Annotated in this window: 9 protein-coding genes; 5 read left to right on the plus strand and 4 right to left on the minus strand. The window is 39.0% G+C overall.

Annotation, left to right across the window (positions count from 1 at the left end; all coding sequences use genetic code 11):
• The first annotated feature begins 6 nt into the window (after positions 1-6).
• From hemH to ccsA, 3 genes are read left to right on the plus strand one after another with little or no spacing between them, the layout of a single operon-like run.
• Positions 7-1,008, plus strand: a complete 1,002-nt coding sequence (gene hemH, locus LW137_RS06745; protein WP_346344798.1) for a ferrochelatase — start codon at positions 7-9, stop codon at positions 1,006-1,008.
• Positions 990-1,592: a thioredoxin fold domain-containing protein gene (locus LW137_RS06750; RefSeq protein ID WP_233034722.1), complete on the plus strand. Its 603-nt coding sequence runs from the start codon at positions 990-992 to the stop codon at positions 1,590-1,592. The genes hemH and LW137_RS06750 overlap by 19 nt, the downstream gene beginning before the upstream one ends.
• Positions 1,589-4,330: a cytochrome c biogenesis protein CcsA gene (ccsA, locus tag LW137_RS06755; RefSeq protein WP_233034735.1), complete on the plus strand. Its 2,742-nt coding sequence runs from the start codon at positions 1,589-1,591 to the stop codon at positions 4,328-4,330. The genes LW137_RS06750 and ccsA overlap by 4 nt, the downstream gene beginning before the upstream one ends.
• Positions 4,331-4,345: 15 nt before the next feature.
• Here the strand turns inward: ccsA and pdxA are convergent, their stop codons facing one another.
• Complete coding sequence (gene pdxA / locus LW137_RS06760; protein WP_233034737.1) at positions 4,346-5,257, minus strand: 4-hydroxythreonine-4-phosphate dehydrogenase; 912 nt, start codon at positions 5,255-5,257, stop codon at positions 4,346-4,348.
• A complete protein-coding gene (locus tag LW137_RS06765) occupies positions 5,254-6,030 on the minus strand; it encodes a pyridoxine 5'-phosphate synthase (RefSeq protein WP_233034739.1) in 777 nt (258 codons plus the stop codon). Before LW137_RS06765 ends, pdxA begins: the two co-directional genes overlap by 4 nt.
• A 57-nt stretch (positions 6,031-6,087) precedes the next feature.
• Here LW137_RS06765 and lpxD point away from each other — a divergent pair, with 57 nt between their 5' ends.
• The gene (lpxD, locus tag LW137_RS06770) at positions 6,088-7,056 is read left to right on the plus strand and encodes a UDP-3-O-(3-hydroxymyristoyl)glucosamine N-acyltransferase (RefSeq protein ID WP_233034741.1); all 969 of its coding nucleotides are present in this window, start codon (positions 6,088-6,090) and stop codon (positions 7,054-7,056) included.
• On the opposite strand, the gene LW137_RS07275 is transcribed toward lpxD, so the two are convergent.
• Together LW137_RS07275 and LW137_RS06775 are read right to left on the minus strand one after the other, a co-directional pair.
• Positions 7,008-7,409 carry a fluoride efflux transporter FluC gene (locus LW137_RS07275; RefSeq protein WP_428845626.1) on the minus strand — a complete coding sequence of 134 codons (402 nt, stop codon included), beginning with the start codon at positions 7,407-7,409 and terminating at the stop codon, positions 7,008-7,010. The genes lpxD and LW137_RS07275 overlap by 49 nt on opposite strands.
• Entirely contained in the window at positions 7,410-7,991 is a 582-nt protein-coding gene (locus LW137_RS06775) for a phosphatase PAP2 family protein (protein WP_233034743.1), read from the minus strand.
• Between the two features lie 317 nt (positions 7,992-8,308).
• Here LW137_RS06775 and LW137_RS06780 point away from each other — a divergent pair.
• The coding region (locus tag LW137_RS06780) for a beta strand repeat-containing protein (RefSeq protein ID WP_233034752.1) at positions 8,309-10,839 on the plus strand (2,531 nt) is incomplete at its 3' end.

Raw genomic sequence — 10,839 nt, forward strand, 5'->3', positions numbered from 1 at the left:
TATAAGATTACGGCTTGCTTTGATTTATGCAAGAAAGGATTGATCATTAAACGCGCTGTTGTATTGTTAAATATGGGGGGACCTTCTAATCTGTTTGAAGTTGAGACTTTTTTGAAAAATATGTTCTATGATGAGCATATTTTAAGAATCAAAAGTCGTTTTTTACGAAAGCTTGTAGGCAGTTTTATTGTCAATAAACGCTTATCTCAAGCTCAAGATAATTATAAAAAGATCGGAGGGAAGTCACCTATTACTCCCCTCACTTTTGCTTTGATTGAAAAACTGGCCCAAAAACGACAAGATCTTATCTTTACTTATGCGATGAGATATACGCCTCCTTATGCAGAAATGGTGGCAAAAGACTTGCAAGAAAATGGAGTTGAGGAACTTTTGCTTTTTAGCCTTTATCCACAATACTCCACCACCACAACACTCTCTTCAATCAAAGATTTTAAGCAATCCATGCATCATCTCAATTTTTCTCCCCAAACAAAAGAGATTGTGCGTTTTTATGATCACCCTTTATTCTTGCGTTGTATCCAAAAGAGGATCAGTGAGGCTTTAAAAGATCGCGATCCAAAAGATTATGTGTTGATTTTTTCTGCTCATGGGTTGCCCCAAAGCATTATTCAGCAAGGAGATCCATATCAAAAAGAATGTCAGCATCATGTGGAGATTTTAAAAGACTTTTTGCACCAAGAGGGAATGGATTTTGAAGATGTTTTATTGAGCTATCAATCAAGGCTTGGGCCAATGAAATGGATCGAGCCTTTTACAGAAGATGTCGTGAAAACAATGAAAGGAAAAAAGGTTTTGATTTATCCTTTGGCTTTTACAATTGACAATTCTGAAACACATTATGAGCTTGATATTGAGTTGCGACAAACTGCTCAAGAAAGTGGGGTTGCGGAGTTTTTGGTTTGTGCGTGTCCAAATGAGAGTGATGAATTTGTTGAGTTGATTTTAAATTTAGTAGAAGGAGAATTGCCATGCGATATCAAAAGATAGTGTTGATATGTGTTGTTTTTGCTTTCTTTGTGGGGTGCAAGAATGAAAAATTAGATATGAAAAATTTAGCCTCAGAATCTAATATTTCTCAAGAAGCAATCCAAAAAACACAAAGCCTTGATAAAGCTTCTTATGCAGGATTGGAGCATCTTTTTGGGGATACAGATATGATTGCTTCAAAGGGTAAGTTTGTTTTGTTGATTTTTGGAAAAAATGGATGCCAGTGGTGTGACCGTCTAAAAGATGAAATCAAAGCCGATTCAAAGACGCAAGAAATGCTTCAAAAAGATTTCCAAACCTACTACATCAATCTAAGCTATTCCAAAACTCATCAGCTTGATTTTGATGGAAAGAAGAGCCAAAAGGAGACCATGAGTCTTGCAAGAGATTATGGAATCCGTCCAACGCCCACAAGTATTTTTCTTGATTCTCAAGGAAATGTGATTTTTGGATGGCCTGGATATTTTTCGCAAGCACAAATGCAAGTTATTCTGCAGATGATTGCTAGCAGAGAGTATGAAAAGTTTAAAAATCCAAAAGATTTTTTTGAGGCATTGGGCGCCAAATTGAAGGAGATTGAATGAAAGTCTTAAAAATAGCATTTGCCTCCCTTTGGAGTGCTATCCCTCTTATGGGGTTATATGCAATTGCGTGTGCTGTGGCAACTTTTATTGAAAATGATTATGGGACAGCGATTGCTAAGACCTTGGTTTATAACACGCTATGGTTTAATATCTTGCATGTTTATCTGCTCATCACGCTTGTGGGGTGTTTGATCACTTTTAGAACATGGCAAAGAAAACGATATGCAAGTTTTTTGTTTCATCTTTCTTTGATTGTGATTATTTTGGGAGCAGGGATTACAAGATATTTTGGATTTGAAGGGACGATGCATATTCGTGAAGGGGAAAAATCAGATTTTATTTATTCAAGTGAGACTTATTTGAATATCATCGCTCAAAAGGGGAATTATCAAGAAAGTTTTCATATCCCTGCGCACCTGATTGCAGGACAAACGCTTAAAAAAGAATTATCTGTTTTTGGCACCCCCTTAGAGATTGAAGTCCAAGATATTTCTAAGATGTCTGCCAACAAGAAGGACATGACTTCAAAAATGGTTTTAAATCTCAACTTTCATGGTGGCAATGAGAAGGTGGAGCTTATTGGTGGGATTGGATTAGAGGGCAAGCCTGTGATGCTTCAGTCTCAAGATGAAGCCCTTCTTCTGTCTTGGGGGATAAGAAAGATCGCTTTGCCTTTTTCAATCGCACTGAAAGACTTCCAACTTGAGCGCTATCCAGGTTCTATGAGCCCATCTTCGTATGCATCAGAGGTTGAGGTCATTGATGATCGTGTCAAAATCAGCAAGCCTTTTAGAATCTATATGAATCATGTGCTAGATTATGATGGATATCGCTTCTTCCAATCCTCTTATGATTCTGACGAAAAAGGAACTATTCTCTCTGTCAATAACGATCCTGGAAAAAATATGACTTATTTGGGCTATGCGCTCTTGATCTTAGGATGTATTTGGTTGCTTTTGGATCCAAATGGTCGTTTTAGAAGGCTAGGATTTTTCCTCAAATCTCAAAAGATACTTTGTGTTCTTGTTTTTTCTGCATTCAGCTTCTATCCAAGCTATGCACAAGAAGATTTGAAAAAGACAGAAATGATGCTTAACAACCTAAAAAACACTTCTGCAGAATTTGCTCGACAGTTTGATGATTTACTTGTGCAAGACTATGGCGGACGCATTAAGCCTATCAATACTCTAGCTACCGATTTGCTTCATAAGATCACCAAAAAAGATGGTTTTTTGGGATTTGACAATACTCAATTATTTTTGGGGATGATGATGCTCCCTGAAGATTTCCAAAAGCTCAAAATGATCAAAATCTCAAACCCCGAACTCAAGAAGCTATTAGGAGTAGAGGGGGGATATCTTTCATTTAGAGAGGTTTTCACACCAGATGGCGTATATATCTTGCAAAACTATGTAGAAGAGGCCAATATCAAAAAACCATCTGCTAGAAATACTTTTGATAAAGATGTGATTGCTGTAGATGAGCGTATTAACCTCGCCTATATGATCTATACAGGAGAGGTATTTAAGGTATTCCCTGACACCTTGGGGAGCAATTCTTGGCATCAGCCTTTGCAGGCAATCCAGCTTGCACTCTCTCAAAACAACAAGCAAGAAGCTCAAAGAATTGGAAAAATTTTGCAAGATTATGTCAAGGGTTTTAGTATGGGTGTTTTGGAGCACCAATGGGGTCAAGCTCTAGAGGCACTTGATGAGCTAAAGGCTTATCAAAAACAATTTAGTCCTGATTTATTCCCCAGTGATTCTAAAATCAAAGCAGAAATTTTCCTAAACAAAAACAATCTATTCAAATATTTGATCTTCCCTTATTTGCTAGGTGGAATTGCGTTATTTGGTCTAACACTCTTTTATATTTTCCGCAACAAAACAATGCATCTAAGATGGGTAAGTGGTTTTTATACAATTTTGGCTGTATTGAGTGTAACGATGAGTGTCGCTCTAATCTTGCGTTGGTATATTAGTGGCCATGCACCTTGGAGCAATGCTTATGAATCGATGCTGTATATTTCTTGGGCAACTTCGATTACAGCATTAGTCTTTTTCCGCAAATCAAGTCTTGCTATTTCAGCATCTCTTTTCCTTTCAGGGATCTGTCTTTTTGTTGCTGATCTAGGGTTTATGGATCCTCAGATTGGGAATCTTGTGCCTGTGTTAAAATCGTATTGGCTCAATATTCATGTCTCTGTTATTACAGCAAGCTATGGATTCTTGGCACTTTGTTTTATGCTTGGTTTGATGACACTTTTAATGTTTATTTTAAGAAATGAGGATAAGCCCCAAATCGATCAGACGATTTTGTCATTGAGTGCAATCAATGAGATGGCGATGATTCTTGGTGTCTTTATGCTGACTGCAGGAAACTTTTTGGGAGGAATTTGGGCCAATGAATCTTGGGGAAGATATTGGGGATGGGATCCTAAGGAGACTTGGTCTTTGATTTCAATTGGCGTATATGCCATCATTTTGCACCTTAGATTCCTTGGATTGAAAAATATGCCCTATGTTTTAGCTACAGCAAGTTCTGTTGGATTTTTCTCAATTCTGATGACTTATTTTGGTGTGAATTATTATCTTTCAGGGATGCATTCTTATGCTGCTGGAGATCCTGTCCCTGTTCCTGTATTTGTTTATGTAATGGTTGCAGGGATTGCTTTATTGATCGCTTTGGCATATCCTAAGAGAAAGCTTGCTTTTCCTGCTCTTAAGAAAATCAAATAAAAAAAAGGGGGGGAGTTATTTGAGGAAAGAGATCGCATTGAGGTAGCTCTCAATCTGAGCCTTTCCTTGATAGGCGATATCAAAAGCTACTCCATGATCTACAGAACTTCTTAAAATAGGCAATCCAAGACTGACATTGATGCTTTCATCAAAATAAAGTGCTTTGAGTGGAGCTAATCCCACATCATGATACATTGCAACCCACACTCTAAATTCTTTTCTTTTGGATGGGATAAAAGCGCAGTCACTTGGATAGGGCCCGTAGAAAATACATTTTTGAAGAGCTTGATTGGCTTGAGAAATAGCCTTTTGTATCTCTTGATCTTCTTCTCCTATGATTCCACCATCTCCGCAATGAGGATTGACACCCAAGATGCAATATTTTTCTTGTGGAAAAAGATGATAAAGACGCATCAAAAAATCATAAATCCTCTTTGATTGAATTAGGCTAGAAACCTTTGAAAGCGGGATATGATCGCTAAAAAGAGCGACAAACATTTTTTCACACCCAAGCATCATAATCGCCTCTGTTTTGTAGCGATCACTGAGGGCTTGTGTGTGCCCAAGATAAGGAATCCCTGCAAGATTCCAAGCTTGCTTGTGAATAGGGAGAGTGCAGAGCATTTGGGCTTGATGATTTTCGCAAAGCTTGCATCCAAGGATAAAACTCTCAAAACTATATCTTCCGCTCTCTTGTGTAATTTGTCCTGCCAAAATAGGAGGAGGAGGGGAGGAGGGGGCATAGCATTGAGAAGGTGTAAGATCGGAAGGAAGAGGGATTTGAAGAAGCTCACTTGCTTGCTCCAAAAGTTCAAAATGCACACAATAAATCAAATTGACTTTTGAGGCAATCAATGGATGTGCTTTGAGTAGGATTTCAAGTCCGATTCCATTGATATCGCCACAACTAACCGCAATCGTCTTCATCGTTGAATCAACCTAATCATTTCCTTCGTCGCTTCAAAGAGTCCCATAAAGATCGAGCGAGCGATGATGCTATGACCGATATTGAGCTCAGTGATAGAGGGGATTTGCGCGATGGGGATCACATTTTGATAATTAAGTCCATGCCCTGCATAGACTTGAAGAGATGATTGGGAGGCAAACTCTGCACACTTCTTGAGATTTTCTAGGCAAGCATCAAGTTGAGCTTTGAGGATGGAGCGATCTTGTGGGAAAGATTTGAGAGTATTGTGCATTCTAGGAAGATTTGTATAAGCCATCGCAAATAGATTGGCCCACTCTCCTGTGTGCAATTCCACTGCATCTACTTGCAGAGATTGGGAGCGTGCAATCATTTCTTCTGTAGGATCAATAAAGAGTGATACATCAATATCGTGAGCCTTGAGCTGATTGATTGTCTGGAGAAGATAGGGGGTGGAGAGGTTGAGGCCCCCCTCTGTGGTAACCTCCTCTCTTTTTTCAGGCACCAAAGTGACACGGTGAGGCTTGATGGAGCAGACGATATCAATGATCTCTGGTGAGCAGGCGCATTCTAGATTGATAGGCAAGGGACTATTGGCACAAATATGGAAGAGATCTTCTTCGTGGATATGGCGACGATCTTCTCTGAGATGAAGCGTCACTTGAGAGGCTCCCGCATTGTGTAGGATAAAAACTGCTTCTAGAGGGTTGGGATCGTGGATTTTGCGAGCTTCTCTCAAGGTGGCGATGTGATCGATATTGACTCCTAGCAACATATCTATCTCCTTTTTCTTTTATTATAAAATACAGCACAAAGTTTGAAAGGAATTATGATGAGATTATTTGAAATTTTGAAGTATTTAGGGATAGATTCTCAAGGATTTTCTGATTTTGAAGTGAGGGGATTGAGTCAGCTTCAAGAAGCTCAAGAGTGCGATCTAGTCTATATCGATCAAGACAAATATCTTGATGGATTGAAAGATTCAAAAGCTGGAGCTGTTTTGGTTGCGCAAAAAAATGCCTCACATATTCCTTCCACGATGCAAAAGATTATCGTCCCAAACCCCCATCTAGCATTTGCCTATCTTTCCAGTTTCTTTGCTTATGAAAATTTTTCCTTCCAAGGGGAAGATCCCAAAATCGGGGAAGGAGCGATTGTGATGGATGGGGCGTATGTCGGCAAAGATGTGGAGATCGGAGAGAGAAGCGTGATTATGGCAGGAGCAGTGATTGGCGATGGAGCCAAAATCGGAAAAGATTGCAAAATCTATCCCAATGCAGTGATTTATGCGCACACAGAGATTGGGGATCGTGTCTATATCCATGCAGGGAGCGTGATAGGGGGCGATGGTTTTGGCTATGCTCATACACAAGAGGGCAAGCATATCAAAATCTTCCACAATGGCAAGGTGATCATTGAAGATGATGTTGAGATTGGTGCAAATTGCACGATTGATCGTGCAGTGTTTGGCGAGACGCGAATCAAGCAGGGAAGCAAAATTGATAATCTTGTGCAGATCGGCCATAATTGCGTGATCGGAGAGCATACGATCTTGGTTTCTCAAGTGGGGCTTGCTGGATCTACCACAACAGGACGCAATGTCGTGATGGGAGGACAGGCAGGGACTGGAGGGCATATCCATATCGGAGATTTTGTTCAAATCGCAGGGAGGGGAGCAGTCGGGAAAAACCTCCCTCCTCATACCAAATGGGGTGGCCATCCTCTAATGGAGCTAGATGAATGGATGAAGTTTTATGTGAGCCTAAGAAGGATGCTTAAGAAAAACAATAAAACCCAATAGGTTAGAGGAGCTTGGCGGAAAGGACTCCGCACCAAACTCCCAAAACTCCTAAAGCTGTACTTGCTAGCTAATATCCCATGGCAAAGAATATCTTTCCTATAAGAAAACATTTGAAAAAGCTCATAATTAAAAGTGCTAAAAGTTGTCAAAGAACCTAGGAATCCAACGATAAACATCAGTCGCATCTCTTGCGTGATTAAGACTTCTGAGAGGATTCCAATGCCAAAGTTTCCAATCAAATTGATCCAAAAAAGATTACCCAAGCTTCCAAAAGGAAGATGGGAGAAGCTCATAAAGCGTAAAATTCCTCCAAGAAAACTCCTAGGTCCGACAAATAAGATCTGACAAGGTATCTAGAATCGATAGGAGAGATTTACGCCCATTTTATCCCCTCCTTGAGAATCTTTTTCAAAAATAGGAGAGATCCAAAAATTAGACTGATAGGGAGCTGTGAAGAGATAGGCAAACCCCCATGCGATCCCTGCACCAATACTGACTTGCAAAATCGAGTGCTTTTTGGCTTGGACTCTTGAGGCTGCAGTGAGTGTGGCAAGCACAATAGGTGCAACTGCTGCTTTCCATCCATAGCGATAATACACAAACGCAGCTCCTGAGAATGCTCCCGCACTGTGTCCGCTTGGCATTCCTTTGAAGTCATTGGATCCTGGACGCCTTGCCCACATCATGCTTGATTGGTTTCCTTGACGCGCATACCATGCATCAAGAGATTTGATTCCCTCTGTCGTAAGCTGTGTAGCAAGTGTGCCAAGAGAGAGTTGCAAAAGTCCCTTCCAATCTTGAAGAGAAATTGTGGCGATAGCGACATATAAAGGCATTAGTCTAAAAAGATCACCAAATGCTTCAAATTTATTTTCTTTGGTTTGGAGGGAAGAAGAGCATACAAAAAATGCCAAAGCCAAATACCATTTTTTCATCGTGATCTCCTTTTGTAGGAATTTTGTGGAAAATTATAATGACTTTGCAATCAAAAAGAAAGCCTTAGGGGCCTATGGGGACAAAGAAAGATAACGGGATCTTTGAGAAATTTGACATACATCATTAAATCAAATTAATTTAGTTTTTACAAAATATCAATATTTGTAGTTAATAAAATTTAAATTTTGGCTATCATTTTAGACTTTTTTAAACAAACATAAAACAGGAGAATGTGATGCACATAAAAAATACAATACAAAGACAAACATCAAATGTAACCTCGAGCAAAACTCTAAAAACTACCTTATTTAAACCGTTGATTGCAAACTCCTTGGCTTTAGCACTGAGCGCTGGGAGTGTGTATGCAAATACTTGCACAGCTTCAGTAGATACCAATCTTCCAATTTTGTGCTCTGGAACTACTTCAGACAATCAAAGCATTCAGAGCAATATTCTAGGATGGAATGCAACACAAGCAGAACTTCCCTCTTCAGCTTATATGCCTACTTTACACAATGGAGGCGCATCAGTGCTAGAAAAATTGACTTTTAAGTTTATGGATTCTAGTGGAACCAGTGGAACAATCACACAAGGAGCATCAAGTGGACAAGAAGCTACTCTCAAAGCTGGAAACGACAAAACAGCCACATTTGTCACCCTCAAAGGCAATACTAAAGGGATCCAAATGGGAGCTAGTGGTTCTGGGACTTTAGTCATTGATTTTGGGAATGGAGCAGATGTCCAAAGAAACTTTACTCTAGATCTTAGCAATACTGCTCAAGGAGATTTTTCATTCAAAGGAAATTTAGAAGTTCGTGCTGGAAAAGGGAATCCTAGCGAAGGAGATACTCAAAACTCCCAATTTGTTGCCACTTTTTCTAAAAATGTAGAGGGAGATATTCATCTTGTTTACAATGGTCAAGGAAATGCTGCTGGACATAAAAATACTCTAACTTTTGAAGATGGTTCAAATCTCAAAGGAAATCTCAATGCAACCGCAGGAACTAATACCATCACTTTTAAAAATGGAAATGTCGAAGGGAGTGTAATTGCAGGTTCAGCCTATGGATCTTTTGGAACAGCTCTAAATAAGATTACATTTGAAGGAGCTGACAATAAAATCACTAAAGGAGTAAAAGCTACTGACAGTGCTTGGGGAGCTGGAAGAAATGAAATTACCTTTAAGAATGGAGGAAGCATCACATCAGAAACTACATCTGGAGATGCAATCTATGCAAAAAGCTCCGGGAAAAATCTCATCGTATTTGAGGGGAACAACAATAGCATTCTTGGAAACATAACAGCGACAATACCCTTCACTAAAAATGGTGGAACAAATATTATTACCTTTGATAATACCAAGCAATCCTTAAGAACAGATTCTAATCATACAATTCAAGGAAATATTTCAGCTACAGGCAATGCAACAAACTCTATTACTTTTAATACAGCGGGCAATAATTCTATTACTGGAAATATTACTTCAAATACCTCTGCTTATGGTGGAAGTGGAAATAATACAATTGTTTTTAATTATCAAGCCCAAGAACTTAGAAAACAAACTTCAAATTCGATTACTGGGGATATTTCTGTTTCAGGAAATTCGACAAATACCATTACTTTTAGTTCAGTAGGTGATAACTCAATCACAGGAAAAATCCTTGCTACAACCTCAGGAGGTGGTGGTCATGGGATCAACACAATCTCCTTTTTAGGATCTGATTCAAACTCTATAACAGGAGACCTTGTTGCAGTTGCTGGATCTAATATTGTTAATTTCACAAATTCTGGGACAAATAAAATAACTGGAAACATTAGCTCTAGTGCTTCTAGTGGTGGAGGTCATGGAGTAAATACAATCACTTTTGAAAATGATTCTGGAAGTAATGGCATATATGGTGATATCTCCTCAAATGCTGGAACCATTACTATAACTTCTAATGGCACAAGCTCTAATACAACAATCATTGGAAATATCCAAGTCTCTGGTGGAGCAACAGCCACCAATACCATTACTCTCCAATCTCAAGGCACTAATCGAATCATTGGGAATATTATGACTAATGGAAATAACAATGGAGAAAAATCAAATAATATTCTAATCACAGGAAAATCAAATAGTGCCAATCTTTCAAATTTAAACACCGACACCCTTTCATTCTTTGCAGGAAATATCACAACTAGCACAGGAAATGGGGGTACAAATATTATTTTTGAAGATAGCTTATGGTTACCTTCCAATCTTAAAGAATTAAAACTCAATCAAAAGCTTGTAGGGCCTGATGATGTTCTTTTGACTCTCCCAGAATCAGGAACACTCACCAATAGTTCAGGAACAACAAATTTGGTTCTCAAACAAAGCATGTCTTATTTTGGTAATCTTGATCAAGATAAGCTTCCTATATACAACATCACCAATAGTGGAGGATCAGTCAATATCGTTATGCAAGGACCCCTAAATGTGGGAGCCAATATTGACTACAATGGAAACGGCACAACAACTCTTATCTTCGCAAATAGTAATGATGGAGGGGAAGGTAATTTTAGCCACCCATTAGATCCAAGTAGCACTGATGTTTCAGACACAAACTCCAAAGTCTTAGGTGTCAATTATCAAGATGGAGTCAAACTCAAACTTAAAGACAAAAACATAAAAATTGGAGATAAAGAGAGTGTGTCTTTTATCCAAGAATATTCTAAATATTTCTCTGGAATCGCAGAAAATGGACTGCTAACCCTCACAACAGATCGCAAAAACACAAGTAGTGGAAGCACTAACACCCAAACAGATACTATCACTATCAAAGGTCTTGCTCTAGGAGATATCTCAGAGCTAGGATCAAGCAA

It is taken from the genome of Helicobacter kayseriensis (assembly GCF_021300655.1).
GTDB lineage: Bacteria > Campylobacterota > Campylobacteria > Campylobacterales > Helicobacteraceae > Helicobacter_G > Helicobacter_G kayseriensis.

Excerpts from the sequence above, each read along its gene's own strand:
- ccsA (WP_233034735.1), top strand. The coding sequence starts at position 1,589 with ATGAAAGTCTTAAAAATAGCATTTGCCTCCCTTTGGAGTGCTATCCCT.
- LW137_RS06750 (WP_233034722.1), top strand. The coding sequence starts at position 990 with ATGCGATATCAAAAGATAGTGTTGATATGTGTTGTTTTTGCTTTCTTT.
- pdxA (WP_233034737.1), bottom strand. The coding sequence starts at position 5,257 with ATGAAGACGATTGCGGTTAGTTGTGGCGATATCAATGGAATCGGACTT.
- LW137_RS06775 (WP_233034743.1), bottom strand. The coding sequence starts at position 7,991 with ATGAAAAAATGGTATTTGGCTTTGGCATTTTTTGTATGCTCTTCTTCC.
- LW137_RS06765 (WP_233034739.1), bottom strand. The coding sequence starts at position 6,030 with ATGTTGCTAGGAGTCAATATCGATCACATCGCCACCTTGAGAGAAGCT.
- lpxD (WP_233034741.1), top strand. The coding sequence starts at position 6,088 with ATGAGATTATTTGAAATTTTGAAGTATTTAGGGATAGATTCTCAAGGA.